At 68.1% G+C, this 16184-nt stretch carries 18 protein-coding genes; 10 read left to right on the forward strand and 8 right to left on the reverse strand.

Translation table 11 applies throughout. The annotated features are described in order from the left end of the window. The 3 genes from ROP_RS27800 (at position 1) to ROP_RS27810 (ending at position 3269) form a co-directional block, all read left to right on the forward strand. Positions 1–693, forward strand: a complete 693-nt coding sequence (locus ROP_RS27800; RefSeq protein ID WP_015889352.1) for a TrmH family RNA methyltransferase — start codon at positions 1–3, stop codon at positions 691–693. Positions 694–727: 34 nt separating this feature from the next. After that, complete coding sequence (locus ROP_RS27805; RefSeq protein WP_015889353.1) at positions 728–1846, forward strand: glycoside hydrolase family 76 protein; 1119 nt, start codon at positions 728–730, stop codon at positions 1844–1846. A 67-nt stretch (positions 1847–1913) separates the two neighbouring features. After that, positions 1914–3269, forward strand: a complete 1356-nt coding sequence (locus tag ROP_RS27810) for an LLM class flavin-dependent oxidoreductase (RefSeq protein WP_015889354.1) — start codon at positions 1914–1916, stop codon at positions 3267–3269. Between the two features lie 124 nt (positions 3270–3393). On the opposite strand, the gene ROP_RS27815 is transcribed toward ROP_RS27810, so the two are convergent. Further along, the gene (locus tag ROP_RS27815) at positions 3394–4059 is read right to left on the reverse strand and encodes a DedA family protein (RefSeq protein ID WP_015889355.1); all 666 of its coding nucleotides are present in this window, start codon (positions 4057–4059) and stop codon (positions 3394–3396) included. Positions 4060–4084: 25 nt separating this feature from the next. Beyond that, a complete protein-coding gene (locus ROP_RS27820; RefSeq protein ID WP_050785139.1) occupies positions 4085–4867 on the reverse strand; it encodes a VTT domain-containing protein in 783 nt (260 codons plus the stop codon). Positions 4868–5020: 153 nt separating this feature from the next. Here ROP_RS27820 and fbaA point away from each other — a divergent pair, with 153 nt between their 5' ends. Further along, positions 5021–6055, forward strand: coding sequence for a class II fructose-bisphosphate aldolase (gene fbaA, locus ROP_RS27825; RefSeq protein WP_015889357.1), 1035 nt, complete (start codon positions 5021–5023; stop codon positions 6053–6055). A gap of 59 nt (positions 6056–6114) precedes the next feature. Here the strand turns inward: fbaA and ROP_RS27830 are convergent, their stop codons facing one another. Then, complete coding sequence (locus ROP_RS27830) at positions 6115–7260, reverse strand: Rv0361 family membrane protein (protein WP_015889358.1); 1146 nt, start codon at positions 7258–7260, stop codon at positions 6115–6117. A 138-nt stretch (positions 7261–7398) separates the two neighbouring features. Between ROP_RS27830 and ROP_RS27835 the strand changes: the two genes are divergently transcribed. From ROP_RS27835 to ROP_RS27850, 4 genes are all read left to right on the forward strand, one after another. Continuing rightward, positions 7399–7815 carry a DUF3151 domain-containing protein gene (locus ROP_RS27835; protein ID WP_015889359.1) on the forward strand — a complete coding sequence of 139 codons (417 nt, stop codon included), beginning with the start codon at positions 7399–7401 and terminating at the stop codon, positions 7813–7815. A gap of 64 nt (positions 7816–7879) precedes the next feature. Further along, positions 7880–8947: an FUSC family protein gene (locus ROP_RS27840; protein WP_080512589.1), complete on the forward strand. Its 1068-nt coding sequence runs from the start codon at positions 7880–7882 to the stop codon at positions 8945–8947. 72 nt (positions 8948–9019) lie between these two features. Beyond that, positions 9020–9946, forward strand: coding sequence for a cation diffusion facilitator family transporter (locus tag ROP_RS27845; RefSeq protein WP_015889361.1), 927 nt, complete (start codon positions 9020–9022; stop codon positions 9944–9946). A gap of 67 nt (positions 9947–10013) precedes the next feature. Next, complete coding sequence (locus ROP_RS27850) at positions 10014–10418, forward strand: hypothetical protein (RefSeq protein WP_015889362.1); 405 nt, start codon at positions 10014–10016, stop codon at positions 10416–10418. A gap of 3 nt (positions 10419–10421) precedes the next feature. Here ROP_RS27850 and ROP_RS27855 read toward each other — a convergent pair whose 3' ends face one another. Further along, positions 10422–10883 carry a pyridoxamine 5'-phosphate oxidase family protein gene (locus ROP_RS27855; protein ID WP_015889363.1) on the reverse strand — a complete coding sequence of 154 codons (462 nt, stop codon included), beginning with the start codon at positions 10881–10883 and terminating at the stop codon, positions 10422–10424. Between the two features lie 63 nt (positions 10884–10946). Between ROP_RS27855 and ROP_RS27860 the strand changes: the two genes are divergently transcribed. Continuing rightward, positions 10947–11918, forward strand: coding sequence for a helix-turn-helix transcriptional regulator (locus ROP_RS27860; RefSeq protein ID WP_015889364.1), 972 nt, complete (start codon positions 10947–10949; stop codon positions 11916–11918). A 32-nt stretch (positions 11919–11950) separates the two neighbouring features. Here the strand turns inward: ROP_RS27860 and ROP_RS27865 are convergent, their stop codons facing one another. Together ROP_RS27865 and ROP_RS27870 are read right to left on the reverse strand one after the other, a co-directional pair. After that, positions 11951–12724, reverse strand: a complete 774-nt coding sequence (locus ROP_RS27865) for a site-2 protease family protein (RefSeq protein ID WP_015889365.1) — start codon at positions 12722–12724, stop codon at positions 11951–11953. After that, positions 12721–13374, reverse strand: a complete 654-nt coding sequence (locus tag ROP_RS27870; protein ID WP_015889366.1) for a hypothetical protein — start codon at positions 13372–13374, stop codon at positions 12721–12723. The genes ROP_RS27865 and ROP_RS27870 overlap by 4 nt, the downstream gene beginning before the upstream one ends. 218 nt (positions 13375–13592) lie before the next feature. Here ROP_RS27870 and ROP_RS27875 point away from each other — a divergent pair, with 218 nt between their 5' ends. Further along, the gene (locus tag ROP_RS27875) at positions 13593–14882 is read left to right on the forward strand and encodes an adenylosuccinate synthase (RefSeq protein WP_015889367.1); all 1290 of its coding nucleotides are present in this window, start codon (positions 13593–13595) and stop codon (positions 14880–14882) included. Between the two features lie 459 nt (positions 14883–15341). Here ROP_RS27875 and ROP_RS27885 read toward each other — a convergent pair whose 3' ends face one another. Next, the gene (locus ROP_RS27885) at positions 15342–15878 is read right to left on the reverse strand and encodes a methylated-DNA--[protein]-cysteine S-methyltransferase (protein ID WP_015889369.1); all 537 of its coding nucleotides are present in this window, start codon (positions 15876–15878) and stop codon (positions 15342–15344) included. Between the two features lie 101 nt (positions 15879–15979). Continuing rightward, positions 15980–16165, reverse strand: coding sequence for a hypothetical protein (locus ROP_RS27890; RefSeq protein ID WP_015889370.1), 186 nt, complete (start codon positions 16163–16165; stop codon positions 15980–15982). Positions 16166–16184: the final 19 nt, after the last annotated feature.

Raw genomic sequence — 16184 nt, forward strand, 5'->3', positions numbered from 1 at the left:
GTGAGCGGAGTCGAGACCGGCCCGGTGGAGGCCGAGGTCGCCGAGACGGGTCCCACCGAATGGGGGGAGAACCCGAACGGCGTCGGCCCGTGGACCGAGGAGCACGACACCCCGGTCCCTGCCGACCCGCGTTACGACCCCGAACTGCTGGCCGGCGGCGATCGCCGCAACGTGGTCGACGCCTACCGGTACTGGACGCGGGAGGCGATCGTCGCGGACATCGACAGCCGTCGTCACCCGCTCCACGTGGCCATCGAGAACTTCGGGCACGACGCGAACATCGGGACGGTGGTGCGCACCGCGAACGCATTCGCCGCGGCGGCGGTCCACATCGTGGGACGTCGACGCTGGAACCGGCGCGGCGCCATGGTCACCGACCGGTACCAGCATGTCCTCCACCACCCGGACGTCGACGGACTCGTCGACTTCGCACGTGAGAGGGATCTCACCATCGTGGCCGTCGACAACACGCCCGGGTCGGTGCCGCTCGAGACGGCGAACCTGCCCCGCGACTGCGTGCTCCTGTTCGGCCAGGAGGGGCCGGGAGTCACCGACCAGGCGAAAGGGGTTGCGGCGATGACGGTGTCGATCGCCCAGTTCGGTTCCACCCGCAGCATCAACGCGGGCGTCGCCGCGGGAATCGCCATGCATGCGTGGGTTCGTCAGCACGCCGACCTCGACCGTGCGTGGTAGCGGAACCCCCGGCGAATAGGCAAGATCAACTCTTATGCAGGACTCGTGGTCGGCGCGCGCGGACGCCGCTGAAGAAGCGGTGGTGAGCAGGCACCTTCGCCGGCTGTGGGCGCTCCCGGGCACCACCCTGGGCGTCGTCGCCTGGCCGGCGGTGCGGCGCGAACGGCTGTTCTTCAGCTGGCACTACTGGTGGCAGGCCCACCTGCTCGACTGCGCCGTCGACGCACTCGAACGCGACCCCACGCCGCGCCGTCGTCGTCGCATCGTGAAACTGGCGCGCAGCCACCGTCTCCGGAACGTGTCGGGCTGGACCAACAACTACTACGACGACATGGCCTGGCTGGGGATCGCCCTCGAACGTGCCCAGCGAATGCACTTCATAGACAACAGAAGTGCGGTGCAGGCGCTCGAATCCCAGTTGTTCGACGCCTGGGCGCCCGAGGCGGGGGGCGGCATCCCGTGGCGGAAGGGCTCGAATTTCTACAACGCACCCGCCAACGGGCCCGCCGGGATCATGCTGGCCCGCACCGGAAAGCTGTGGCGCGCCCAGGCCACGGCCGACTGGATCGACGACACGCTGCGGGACGTGCGCACCAACCTGATCGTCGACGGCATCCACCCGGGCGGCGAAATCGAACGGAACATCTACTCCTACTGTCAGGGTGTGGTGCTCGGACTCGAAACCGAACTCGCCGTGCGCCTCGGTTCGCCGCGGCACCGCAACCGGACCCATCGGCTGGTCGACGCCATCGACGAGCATCTCGCACCCCACGGCGTCATCGACGGCGGCGGTGGGGGAGACGGGGGCCTGTTCAACGGGATCCTCGCGCGGTATCTGGCGCTGACCGCGGTGATGCTGCCGTGGGAGTCGCCCGCCGACATCCGGGCACGGGAGATCGCCGCCCAGCTCGTGCTGACCTCCGCGGAATCGGCGTGGGAGAACCGGCTGCAGATCGAGGGGCAGCCGCTGTTCGGCCACGATTGGACCGAGCAGGCGCAGCTACCGGGGCTGGGCGGGGGAATCGCCACGTTCACCGGGGGCACCGTGCGCTCGTCCGGGATCCCGGAACGCGACATGTCCGTCCAGCTCGGTGGCTGGATGCTGATGGAGGCCGCGCACACGGTGTCCGCCGCGGGGTACCCACGACGCTAGGCGACGGTTCGAATCACGCGAAAAATAACCGTATCGCCCCGGATTCGGCGCTGTTAGACAGTTCGTTATGTCAGATCAACAGCGGCAGCTGAGTCTCAACGCGTTCATCTACCCGGCCGGGCACCACGAGTCGGCGTGGCGCCACCCGCTCACGACGCCCGAGCGGCTGTACGACGTCTCCTACTTCCAGGAGATCGCACGGACCGCGGAAGCCGCGAAGCTGGATGCGATCTTCTTCGCCGACGGCCCCGCGCTGCGCAGCGACGTCGAGCACGGCGCAGCGGGAGCGCTCGAGCCGATCACGCTGCTGACGGCCATCGCGACGGCCACCGAACGGATCGGGCTGATCGCGACCGCGTCCACGACGTACTTCGAGCCCTACAACCTCGCGCGGCTGTTCGCGTCCCTCGACCACATCTCCCGCGGCCGGGCCGGCTGGAACATCGTGACCACCGGAACCGAGGTGGCGGCCGCCAACTTCGGGCTGCCCAGCCACCCGGACCACGCCGACCGCTACGCGCGGGCGCGGGAGTTCGTCGACGCGGCCGTCAAGCTGTGGGACAGCTGGGAGGACGACGCCATCCGCATCGACAAGGCCGCAGGCATCTACGCGGACCCGTCGAAGATCCACGAGATCAATTACGTGGGACGCCACCTGCGGGTGCGGGGTCCGTTCAACGCGCCGCGCTCGCCGCAGGGATACCCGGTGCTGGTGCAGGCGGGTGCGTCCAACGAGGGTCGCGCGTTCGCGGGCCAGTACGCCGAGGCCATCTTCACCGCGCACCAGCGGCTGTCGGACGGGCAGGCGTTCTACGCGGACGTCAAGCAGCGTGCGCTGCAGTTCGGCCGCAACCCGGAGCACGTGAAGATCCTCCCCGGCATCAGCCCGTTCCTCGGCGACACCGAGGCCGAGGCGCGTGAGCTGGAGCGGGAGTTCAACGAACTCACCTCGCCCGAGTACGGAATCGCCCAGCTGGAGAGTCTCACCGGTTCGAGCGTGCGGCACCTCGATCTCGACGCCCCCGTGCCCGCCGGACTGTTCGGGGACGCCGGCGACGTCACGGACAACAAGCAGAGCCGTCTGCAGGTGATCGCCGGCATCGTCGAGCGGGAGAACCCGACCCTGCGCGGACTGCTGCACCGCCTCGCCGGCGCGCGTGGTCACCGGGTGGTGGTCGGAACGCCGGTGCAGGTGGCCGACACCATCGAGGAATGGTTCACCCAGGGTGCCGCGGACGGTTTCAACGTCATGCCGCCGTACTACCCGGGCGGTCTCGAGATGTTCGCGCAGAAGGTGGTCCCGATCCTGCAGGAGCGCGGACTGTTCCGCACCGAGTACGCGGGCACCACGCTGCGCGACCACTTCGGGTTGCCACGCCCCGAGAGCCAGTACGCGGAGGTGCCGGGCGCCGTCGCGCAGTAGTCGCGGGACGAGGTCTCGCCCACACCGATCATCTTCCGCGCCCGATGTGACATTCGTTCCGTTCGACTAGACGAATGTGACATCGGGCGTGGGCGTGGGCGGCCGCCGGAGGGAACGCGCGGTGCTAGTCGAGGACTTCCTCGACGGCCACGTCTTCGGGCGGCCGCGCCATCTCCTGCCGGTAGTGCCACACCCCGAGGCCAGTGCCGATCACCAGCAGCGTGACCATCCCGACGAGCACCGCAGGCATCAGCCACGACACCCGGTCGAGGAACGAGCCGAAGTAGAAGCCGATGAGCAGCAGCACCGGCGCCCAGAACACGGCGCCGATGCTGCTGGCGATCGTGTACTTGGTGTGGTTCATCTTGGCCGCACCGGCGACCAGCGGGCACAGCGTGCGGATCCACGGAATCCAGCGGGCGACGAGGACTGCCCAGAATCCGTGCTTCTCCAGCAGGACATTCACCTTGTGGAGATTGGTGTAGTTGAGATACTTCCCGCCCTTGCGGGCGTGGATGCGGTTGCCGGTGCGGTGACCGATGACGTATCCCACCTGATTTCCGCAGATGGCGGCGATCATCGCGCCGACCGACAGCGCCCACACGTGGCCCGTGCCGGAGGCGTGATTGGCCAGCACGATCCCGGCGGTGATCAGCATCGAGTCGCCGGGCAGGAACAGGCCCAGAATCACGGCGCACTCGATGAACACGAACGTGAGGACGACGACCCAGACCAGCGCTGGACCGGCCGAGACGAGAGGCCCGAAACTGCCTGCTGCCGTGGTGACCATCGTCAGTGCGCTACCCCGATCGGTTTCAGGAGGTGGGATCGGTGGGGGTGGTGACGGGCTGTGCGTCCTCGGCCGGGGCGCTGTCGTTCTGGCGGGACTTCAGGATGCGCTTGCCCACCTCGACGATGATCGGCAGGACGGACACGAAGACGATCAGCAGGAAGATGACGTCGACGTTGTCGCGGATGAACTCGATCTGACCGAGCAGGTAGCCGAGCAGTGTGACGCCGGCGCCCCACAGGATGCCGCCCACGATGTTGTACGTGAGGAACAGCGAGTACTTCATCCGCGACGCACCCGCGACGACCGGCGCGAACGTGCGCACGATCGGGACGAACCGGGCCAGGATGATCGTGATCGGGCCGTGCTTCTCGAAGAAGGCGTGCGACTCGTCGATGTACTTCTTCTTGAAGAACCGCGCGTCGTCGGACTTGAACAGGGCGGTCCCGCCCTTGATGCCGATGAAGTAGCCGACCTGGTCGCCGAGGATCGCGGCGATCGGGATCAGAACCAGGAGCACCCAGAGGGGAGCGAACGGTTCGATCTCCGTCGACTTCGACGCTGCGATGAGTCCCGCGGTGAAGAGGAGCGAGTCGCCGGGGAGCAGGGGGAACAGCAAACCGGACTCGATGAAGACGACCAGGAGAAGTCCGACGAGCACCCAGGTGCCGAAGGAGTTGAGGAGGTTCACGGGGTCGAGGAATCCCGGCAACAACGCGAGGTTGGTCACGGAATCCGATGCTGCCTGCACAATCACGGCCCTCAGCGTACCGGCGTATTCCCCGACTGTCGGAATACTGCAGGTCATGGAGTTTCCGCCGGGGTGGCGAAGGGCCGAATCGAGGTGCCACGACAGCCACCGGGAGACGTACGCTAACGGTATTGCCATACTGCAAGGACCACATCGCGCGCTGCGCTGATCGCGCGCGCCGAAATCGACTCTTTATGGAGGACTGCCGCCGTGCCAATCGCGACTCCCGAGGTCTACGCCGAGATGCTTGGTCGGGCCAAGGAGCACTCCTTTGCCTTCCCCGCCATCAACTGCACTTCTTCCGAAACCATCAACGCCGCCATCAAGGGCTTCGCGGACGCCGGCAGTGACGGCATCATCCAGTTCTCGACCGGTGGCGCCGAGTTCGGTTCGGGCCTCGGCGTCAAGGACATGGTGACCGGTGCGGTCGCCCTCGCCGAGTTCGCTCACGTGATCGCCGCGAAGTACGACGTCACGATCGCCCTGCACACCGACCACTGCCCCAAGGACAAGCTGGACACGTTCGTCCGCCCGCTCCTCGAGATCTCGCGCCAGCGCGTCGAGGCCGGCCGCAACCCGCTGTTCCAGTCCCACATGTGGGACGGTTCCGCCGTTCCGATCGACGAGAACCTGGAGATCGCCCAGGAGCTCCTCGCGAAGGCGAAGGCAGCCAACATCATCCTCGAGGTCGAGATCGGTGTCGTCGGTGGTGAAGAGGACGGCGTGGAAGCCGAGATCAACGACAAGCTCTACACCTCGCCCGAGGACTTCGAGAAGACGGTCGACGCGCTCGGCACCGGCGAGAACGGCAAGTACCTGCTGGCTGCCACGTTCGGCAACGTGCACGGCGTCTACAAGCCGGGCAACGTGAAGCTGCGTCCCGAGGTGCTCGAGACCGGCCAGAAGGTCGCCGCCGCGAAGCTCGGCCTGTCCGACGGTTCGCAGCCGTTCGACTTCGTCTTCCACGGCGGATCGGGCTCGCTGAAGTCGGAGATCGAGGCCGCGCTCAACTACGGCGTCGTCAAGATGAACGTCGACACCGACACCCAGTACGCGTTCACCCGCCCGATCGTGGGCCACATGTTCGCCAACTACGACGGCGTGCTGAAGGTCGACGGCGAGGTCGGCAACAAGAAGGTCTACGACCCCCGCAGCTACCTGAAGAAGGCCGAGGCCGGCATGACGGCCCGCGTCATCGAGGCCTGCAACGACCTCAAGTCCGCGGGACGTTCCGTCTCCGGATAGGCGCTTCGCGCTCGTGCGCCTTTCCGGTAGTTGCAGCTACCGGAAAGGCGCACAGTCGTTTAGCGGGGGTCGCAGATCTTCCAGGTGCCGTCGACCTTCTCGAGGTTGAACGTGCGCCACGACTGCTCGCTCGGGTTGGCGGCCGTGTGGGCCTTCACCTGGGCGATGGCCGTGTCACCGGTGATCTGCACCGCGTCGACGCCGCCGACCACCGGAATGTTCTGCTGCGTCACCGCGACCTGGTGGACCTCGGCGAAATCCTGATCGGAAATGCCCTGGTAGTACTCGGCGAGGCTGCCGCAGGTGCTGGTGCGCAGCGTCGCCAGGTCACCCTGGGCGAGGGCAGCGACGAACGTGTCGATCGTTCCCTGCACCTGAGCTTCGGGTGAGTTCTCGGCCTGGTTGTTGTTGTAGACCACGATCCCGGCGACCGCGATGGCGGCGACGACGATGACGCCCGCGGCGATCGCGGCGAACAGCCATGCCTTTCCGTGTTTCTTCGCAGGCTTCTCGGCCGCGGCGACGCGCTGCGGCGCGCTCTGCTGGGGTGGCAGCACCCGCTGCGGCGCGGCCTTCGGCGGTGCGGGCGCCGGGCGCGGGGGAGCGGGCGGCGGGGGAACGGGGCGCGAGTTCTGGGGCGGCTGAGCCGGGTTCGGCCGAGACTGATTAGCCGGGGCGGCGGCGGGCCGGGGCGGCGGAGGCGTCATGGGGATGGCGACGGTCTCCGCGTCGGATGCCGGCTTCGATTGCCCCTGTGGCTTCGGGTTCTGGGCGGCCGGCGGGCGCTGCATCTTCACCGTCGCGGCCTCGGGCGTGGACGGTGCGCCCGCCTGCGTGGGGATCGCCGTCGTGGCCGCCTCGGACGCCTTCGCCTCCCGTTTCGCTGCCTGCGGGCGCGGTGCCGGCGGCTTGGGCAGTGGGGACTGCGGCTCGGCGGGCTTGTCCGCCGCCTGCTCGGGGGTCTTCTTCTGTGGAGGCTTCGGCTCGGGCGACTTCGGTGCGGTGGGCTCGGCGTCCGGCGCCGGCTTGACGTCCTGCGCCGCCTTTGCGGCCTGCGCGGGCTTCTCGGCCTGGGCAGGCTGCGAGGACTTCGCAGGCTTCGCGGTCGCGTCGGCCTTGCCTGCGGTGGTGTCGGCCGCGGCCGGACCGGACGATGCGTCCGTGGCCGGCTTCTGAGTCGATTCGTCTTTCTTCGGGTCCTGCACGCGCTGCCCCTCGGTCTGCAGAGAAATGAACGTTGGAGGCAGCCTAACGACATCGCGAGTCATCGGAGACCACGCCAGGGCGCGTCGCGGACGCGGGCCGACGCACAGACGTCGCCGCGGCGGGGGCACAATAGGCGCATGACGTCTTTCGGTGACCTTCTCGGACCACAGCCCACGCTGCTTCCCGGGGACGACGAGGCCGAGTCGGCCCTGTTGAACCACGAGGATCCGGCTTCCGTCGCAGCCTCCCATCCCACCGCATCCATCGCGTGGGCCTACCTGGCCGAGGCCGCCCTCGACGCCGACCAGACCATCACGGCCTACGCCTACGCGCGCACCGGGTACCACCGTGGCCTGGACCAGTTGCGTCGCAACGGCTGGAAGGGTTTCGGCCCCGTTCCCTACGGTCACGAACCCAACCGCGGTTTCCTCCGCTGCGTCGCCGTCCTGGCGAAGGCGGCGAAGGCGATCGGCGAAACGGACGAGTACGCGCGGTGCCTCGACCTGCTCGAGGACTGCGATCCCCGAGCCGCCGAAGCGCTTGGCGTCGGTTAACGCCCTCAGCACGGCGAAAGTCCGCGGCCGGGACGGGCTGAAGACCTCGGTCCACCGACTGCGGGTGTCGGCGCTGCCCATCCTGCAGTGCGCGATCGCGGCCGGTGCCGCGTGGTGGGTGGCGACGGTGGTGATCGGTCACACGACGCCGTTCTTCGCACCCATCGCCGCGGTGGTGTCGCTGGGGCTGTCGCTCGGCGCCCGCCTGCGTCGTTCCGTCGAGTTGGTGGCCGGTGTCACGATCGGGATCGGGGTCGGCGACCTCATCGTCTCCGTCATCGGGAGCGGCACCTGGCAGATCACCCTCGTCGTCATGCTGGCGATGTCCGCGGCGGTCCTGCTGAACAGCGGACCGATCTTCTCGATGCAGGCGGGCAACTCCGCGGTGCTCGTGGCGACGCTGCTGCCTCCCGGCGGCGCCGCGGGAATCAACCGCATGGTGGACGCCCTGACCGGTGGTCTGGTGGGCATCGCCGTCGTCGCACTGATTCCCACGCATCCGGTGGGGCGGGCGCGCAAGTACGCCGCGAACGTCCTCGGGACGGCGTCCGAGGTGATGCAGTTGGTGGCCGACGGATTGGTGGCCAACGACGACAAGCCCATCGAGGAGGCGCTGCAGAAGGCGCGGGCAACGCAGGCGTCCATCGATACGCTGCGGACCCACCTCGCGGGCGGCCGCGAGATCAGCCGCATCTCGCCGCTGTACTGGAACACCCGCGGCAGGCTCGAGCGACTCACCGCGGCCGCGGACCCACTCGACAACGCGCTCCGCAATATCAGGGTGCTGGCACGGCGGTCGCTCACGCTGGTGCGTGACGACGAGATTCTCAACCCACGGCTCGTCGACCAGGTGGAGAAGCTCGCCCACGCGCTGGAAACCCTTCGGCAGATGGCGCTCGCGGACCCCGGTCAGCAACCCGACCAGGCCGAGGCGGCGCGGGTACTGCGGTCGGTGGCGTCCGGGTTGAAACCCGAACTGGTGGAGAACGCGGGCCTGTCGGCCACCGTCGTCTTCGCGCAGATCCGGTCGCTGACCGTCGACCTTCTGCAGGTCGCAGGGCTGAAACGCATCTCGGCCATCGCGACCCTGCCGCCGACGGTGGAGAAACCGGCGTATCGTCCCGAACTCTGACCTCCCGAGCGCGCTGTTGAACATATGCGCATGTACGCATATGATCGGCACAACTCGGGAGGAGGCTCACGCATGGGAGTCGGTCACGGACATTCGCACGGCCACACACAAGGTGCCGGTGAGGTAGGCCCGTCACGGGGGCGGATCCGCCGCATGGTGATCGCCCTCGTCATCCTTCTCGCGTTCCTGGTCCTCGAGGTCGTCGTCGGTCTGACCGTCAACTCGCTGTCGCTGCTCGCCGACGCCGGGCACATGCTGACCGACGTCGTCGGAATGTCGATGGGCCTCGTCGCCCTCCTCCTCGCTCGCAAGGGCAGTGCCACCGCCGCCCGGACCTTCGGCTGGCACCGCGCCGAAGTGCTCACGGCCATGGCCAACGCCGCGATGCTGCTCGCCGTCGCGATCTGGGTGTTCTACGAGGCCATCTCCCGCATCGGCGACGCCCCCGAACTTCCCGGCATGGCGCTGATCCTCACCGCGTCCGTCGGTCTCGCCGCGAACCTCGTGGTGATGCTCATGCTGCGCGCCGATTCCAAGGACAGCCTGGCCGTCCGCGGTGCCTACCTCGAAGTGCTCGCGGACGCCGTCGGCAGCGTCGGCGTGCTCATCGCCGGCGGCGTCGTGCTGGCGTTCGGCTGGAGCTACGCCGACATCATCGTCGGTGTCCTCATCTCGCTGTGGGTGGTGCCGCGGGCGATGAAACTCGCTGCCGCGTCACTGCGCATCCTCACCCAGGCCTCACCGGAGGACGTCGACGTGGAATCGGTGCAGGCCGACCTCGAGGCGCTACCCGGAGTCACCGGCGTGCACGACCTCCACGTGTGGACCCTCACCACCGGAATGGACGTGGCCACCGTCCACCTCACCACCGACGCCGACTCGTCCGTCGTCCTCGAGGCGGCTCGGACCGTCCTCGAGAGCCACCACCTGTCGCACGCGACCGTGCAGGTCGAGTCCACCGCCAACGGACGGCACTGCGCCGAGAACGTCACCTGGTAGACCCTGTCTGTTTCGTCCGGTATCGCGGCGGGAAATCGTTGTGGGACGACTCACGGAAGGGAACACCATGTCCACTCTCGCAGCGTTCGCACGACCCGCCGCCATCGCCGCACTCGGTGCGGCCGCCCTCTTCGCAGCACCCGCCGCCGCCTCCGCCGCGCCGTTCATGCCCGATCCGCTGGCGAACTGCAAGCCGGCCGCGACACTGGATGTCGAGAAGGAGGGCAACCAGGTCGAGTGGGAGTTCGAGGGGCCGACAGATGCGACCACCGACGCCCAGGTGACCTACCTGAACATCGGCCAGGCACCGACGATCGGCACGTCCGGGCCGCTGACGAACGGTGACGGTGTCGATAAGGAACTCCCGGGCTTCACCGCCCATCTTATTCCCGGCGGGACCTACGATCCGGACGGCCCGAAGGGGCCTCTCGCCGCCTGCACCCTCGGATTCGGATTCGCCGTCACGCAGTGACCGTCATTTGGTGAACCGGGTGACCCCGGCGCCCGGCCGCCACAGGTCGACGTACAGATGTTCGCCGTCGACGGTGGTGTGCACCACCTCGTCGAGGTCGAGTTCGAAGACGTCCGCCTCGGGGATCTCGTCGGGGTAGTGCTTGAGGATCTGCAGTTTCCGTTCGCCGAGGATCTCCCGGGCGCGGCCGCTGATCTTGGCGTCGCCGCCCTCCATCGTGTGGTGACCGGGGTTGCTGTGGAGGGAGTACCGCGGATCGCGTTGCAGGTCCTGCACTTTCCGCGCGCCGACCATCGAGCCGAGCAGCAGTGCGCCCTCGTGGAACTCGACCTCGGTGCCGCTCACCCGCGGCGAGCCGTCCTTGCGGAGCGTCGCCAGCACGTGGTGCTTGTGCGCCTCGAAGCGCGCGGCGACGGCCTTGGCGAGGTCGGGTGCTTCGGTCTCGAACTGCGTCCAGTTGGTCATGCCGACCAGTGTGCGCCCCTACCCCTGACATCTACTGTCAGGGATTTTCTCTAGACTCGGAGGATGCGTTCGAGTCGGCTCGTCGAGGTGATGCTGCGGCTGGAGGGCAGTCGCGGGGCCACCGCTCAGCAACTGGCGGACGAGCTGGGCGTCTCGGTCCGCACGGTGTATCGCGACGTCACGGCCTTGTCGGCGGCGGGGGTCCCGTTGTGGACGGAAAGCGGACCGGGAGGCGGGATCCGGTTGCTGGACGGCTGGCAGTCGAAACTCGGCGGCATGACGGGGGAGGAGACGTCCGCGTTGATGTTGCTCGGGGTCCCGTCGATCGCGGACGATCTCGGTCTTCGCGACGTCACCGCGGCGGCGCAGTCGAAGTTGCTGGGGGCGTTGCCGGTCCCGCTGCGGGCCGGGGCGCAGCTGTGGCGGGACCGGCTCTACGTCGACGCTCCCGGTTGGTTCGACGGGCCACGCGACAACGGCGACCTCCCGGTGGTCGCGTCCGCGGTGCTCGAGGGGCGGCGACTGGGCATTCGCTACCGCAAGGGGAACCGTTCGACGGCAAGAACACTCGACCCGCTGGGTTTGGTGGCGAAGGCCGGCGTCTGGTATCTCGTCGCGCAGCATCGGGGTCGGACGCTGTCGTACCGCGTGTCGCGGATCAGTGACGCGACCGTGCTGACGCAGGCGGCGGTGCGGCCCGGCAATTTCGATCTGGGTGCGTGGTGGACGGCCTCGGTGGCCGAATTCGACCGTGCGCTCCTGCGATTCCGGTGCCGGGTGCGGCTCTCGCCCGCGGCGTGGCGCCGGCTGCGCCGGGTGGTCGGGGTGGAGGCCGCTCGAGTCGAGCCCGGCCCGCCCGACGACGACGGCTGGGTCGCAGTCGACCTGCTGCTCGAGGCGGAGGACGTGGCCCTCGACCAGCTGACCGCACTCGGTGGGGAAGTCGAAGTACTCCAGCCGCAGTCGCTGCGGGAATCGCTGCGCGCGGTGGGAGAGGCGATCGCTCGCCGAAATGTGGGTGCTCCGCACCTGTGAGTACTTGTTAACCGCCCGCGGTTAAAAAGTACTCACAGCCAGAAGCGCATCAGGTAGTTGCCGTACTGCGCGTAGATTTCCGGCACCCCGGACAGTTCGAACAGCCGGTAGATGAAGTCGAAGAACACCACGTTGATCGACGGCACGAACAGCAAGGCCACGAGGATCAGCAGCCCATACGGTTTGAACTGGTCGACGGACCTGCGGGTGCGGGGCGGCAGGAACGGCTCCAGGGCGGCGTACCCGTCGAGTCCGGGCACCGGCAGGAGATTGAGTACGGTCGCCATCACCTGCAGAAAGGCGAGAAAGCTCAGACCCGTCCAGAACACCAGGTGGTCGCCGCCGAGTCCGAACCAGCGGATCACCGCGAGGAGGACGATCGCCGACACCAGATTCACGGCAGGCCCGGCGAGTGACACCCGGGCCTGCACCTTCGGCGGGAACAGTCCGGTGCGCAGGTACACGGCGCCGCCGGGCAACCCGATCCCGCCGAGCGCGATGAACAGCACCGGCAGGCCGATCGACAGCAGCGGGTGGCTGTACTTCAGCGGGTTGAGCGTGAGGTAGCCGCGCACCTCGACGTCGGTGTCGCCGTGCCGCCACGCCGTGTACGCGTGTGCGAACTCGTGGAGGCAGAGCGTCACCACCCATCCCGCGACCACCAGCAGGAACACTCCGACGTGCCCGAGGACCGATTCCCGCTCGGCACGCCAGGCGAGCACACCGCCGGCGACCGCGACCGCGACGACGAGCAGGAAGACCGGACTGGGACGGACCGCGGTGGTCCGCGCCCTGGGCAGGTTCATCGGACCAGCAGCCACTCTTGGTCGTGGCGGTAGAACGTCGAACGCTTGACGTCGCGGGGGTTCGGCACGCCGTCGCGGGTGAGGGCCGCGGCGGGCGACCCGAGTTGCACGGCGCGACCCTCGACCCAGCGGCGCGGCAGCCAGCGCCTACGGGGCTCGACCGACGCGCGCAGGCCGGGCATCCGCGGGGTCGGGGTGACGTTCATGTTCGTCGTCGTCCCCGAGAACAACCGGGTGTCGTCGACGTAGGCCTCGCCGACGAGCGGACCGCCGTCCGGGCCCGTGACGGTGGCGCATCCGACGAGCGCGATCCCCGCGTCGTCGCGGATCAGGGGGACCGGTCTGGCCGTCCCCTTCAGCGCGGTGCGGGCGCCGCGGGCACCCGCGGACAGGTGGTAGGCCTCCGTCGCCTCCGAGCGGTGCTCCGCGACGTAGGCGAGTTCGATGTGCAGCCGTTCGGTGCGCATCAGCCGGGTCAGGGTGGCCGCGAGGGCGGCGTCGCTGCCCACCACGATCAGCCGTGGATCCGCGACCACCTGCAGCTTGGAGAAGACCTCGTCGAAGTCGTCCTTGTCCGGAACGGTGGGTGCGCTCGAGGCGGAAATGGAGCCCAGAGGTAGGGGAAGCGGCGCGTCGCCGCAAATGAGCACTACGGGGGTCAACGCCACTCCTCGCCCGGATGTCCCGCCGCGATTTCCGCAGCTTCCCTTTCGGATCATCCTAGTGGCACGCCCGAGTTGGGCTCCCCGGCCGTACTGTGGGGTCTGTTCTCCGGGCCCTCGGCTAGACTGTTCCCCCGGCCACTGCCTACGAACGGCAGGACCACGCAGTCGGATACGACTGTACGTCGACCGTAGGAGACAACGTCATGCCGGCAATCGTCCTGATCGGCGCCCAGTGGGGCGACGAGGGCAAGGGCAAAGCTACCGATCTACTGGGCGGACGCCTGCAGTGGGTGGTGCGCTACCAGGGCGGTAACAACGCCGGACACACAGTGGTACTCCCCAACGGCGACAAGTTCGCACTGCATCTCATCCCGTCCGGAATCCTCACTCCGGGAGTGACGAACGTCATCGGCAACGGTGTCGTTGTGGACCCGGGAGTGCTGCTCACCGAACTCGCCGGACTCGACCAGCGGGGCGTGGACACCAGCCGCCTGCTGCTCTCGGCGGACGCGCACCTGATCATGCCGTACCACGTGGCCATCGACAAGGTCACCGAACGCTTCCTCGGGGCCAAGAAGATCGGCACCACCGGCCGCGGTATCGGGCCGTGCTACCAGGACAAACTGGCGCGTGTCGGCGTCCGCGTGCAGGACGTGCTGGACGAGAAGATCCTCACCCAGAAGGTCGAGGCGGCACTCGAGTTCAAGAACCAGGTGCTCGTCAAGATCTACAACCGCAAGGCCCTCGACCCGCAGCAGGTCGTCGACGAGGTGCTCGAGCAGGCCGACGGTTTCAAGCACCGCATCGCGGACACGCGTCTGCAACTCAACGAGGCACTCGAACGCGGCGAGACGGTGCTGCTGGAGGGTTCGCAGGGCACGCTTCTCGACGTCGACCACGGCACCTACCCGTACGTGACGTCGTCCAACCCGACGTCCGGTGGCGCAGCGGTCGGTTCGGGCATCGGCCCCACCAAGATCACGACGGTGCTCGGCATCCTCAAGGCGTACACCACGCGCGTCGGTTCGGGCCCGTTCCCGACCGAACTGTTCGACCAGAACGGCGAATACCTCGCCAAGACCGGCGGCGAGGTGGGTGTCACCACGGGCCGTGCCCGGCGCACCGGATGGTTCGACGCCGTGATCGCCCGTTACGCAACGCGTGTCAACGGCATCACCGACTACTTCCTCACCAAGCTCGACGTGCTCAGCAGCCTCGACACCATCCCGATCTGCGTCGGCTACGACGTCGACGGTGTGCGGCACGACGAGATGCCCATGTCGCAGACCGACGTTCACCACGCGAAGCCGATCTACGAGGAAATGCCCGGCTGGTGGGAAGACATCTCCCACGCCCGGACGTTCGAGGAGCTTCCGAAGAACGCGCAGAACTACGTCCTGCGCCTCGAGGAACTGTCGGGTGCGTACATCTCCTGCATCGGCGTCGGCCCCGGCCGCGACGAGACCATCGTCCGTCGCGACGTGGTGCGGTAGCCCGGCTTCCCCGGCGCCGAATGTGGCATCGGCCGAGTTGAATTCAATCGGTGCGACATTCGGCGATCCGCGATACATTCGAGCCGATGATCAGGACTGTCGAAGCGAGCACGCGGACGTCTCCTGGCCGGTGGTATGACAGCTTCCACGCAGCGGCCACCGTCCTGGAGTCGTTCGGTTCCGGGCACGACCCGGCGGACGCCGGCCGGTGCGTGGCGGTGGTGTCGACGGATCTCGGTGTCTGGGTCTTCGAGGGTGATCCACGGTCGACCATGGATGCGTTCGTCCATACGGTGGAACGTGCGATTTTCGCTGGCGGGCAGGCATTCGTGCTGGGATGTGCCGGCGTGAGCGGGACGGATCAGCGGGTCGTGCGGACCCTCCGGGTGCCCGACAGGGACAGGATGGCCGCGGCCGCCGCGATGGCGCGCGAACTCGTCGGCGACCCGCAGGCGCCGATCAGAACAGCACCGGGTCGTCGAAACCGGGAGTGTGCTCGAGGGCCAGCAATTCGCGTTTGGTGAGGGTGCCGCCACCGGCGGAGAAGCCACCCACCTGCCCACCGGCGGCGAGGACGCGATGGCACGGGATCACGACCGGCAGCGGGTTGCGGCCCAGGGCCTGACCGACGGCCTGTGCGGCGCCGGGCTTGCCGAGTTCCGCCGCGATGTCGCCGTAGGTGAGGGTGGTGCCCGGGTCGATCGCGCGGGTGATGTCGTATACGTTGCAGTCGAATTCGGGGACCCCCTCGAAGTCGAGGTCGATCCACCGCAGATCGTCGAGTGCGCCGCCGAGATGCTCGCGGATTCCGTCGATGGCCTGCTGGACGGGCGCGGGCGGCTGGTGCTCCACCGCGTCCGGGAAACAGTGTTCGAGCCGCTGCCGGGTGGACTCGGGTGAACCTTCGGGCAATTGCACACCCACGATCCCGGCGGCCCGCCATGCGATGGCGCACGTGCCGAGGGCGGTGTCGAACAGGGCGATTCCTGTGGTCACCAGCCCAGTATGCCTCCGGCCTCCGACGTATACCGTCCGACGGCCGCCGTCGCGCCGCCTCCCAGGTGAGTGCGAAAGTGTGCCGGGGCACACTTTCGCACTCACCTGGGGGAGGTCCAGTCCGGATCTTCTGGACTGCTCGGCTGGTCGGGGAATATGCCGCCGAGAGGGGCGCCGATTCGGAACTGCTCCAGACGGAACGCGCCCTTACCTCCCTCTTTCGGGCCGTAATGCGCAACCGCCGCGGCAAGGAGGGCCATGCACAGGAGCGTGATGAATGTGGTCATGGATCCGAGCTTCGCGAGA

Origin of the sequence: Rhodococcus opacus B4 (genome assembly GCF_000010805.1) — a bacterium.
Taxonomy (GTDB): Bacteria; Actinomycetota; Actinomycetes; order Mycobacteriales; family Mycobacteriaceae; genus Rhodococcus_F; species Rhodococcus_F opacus_C.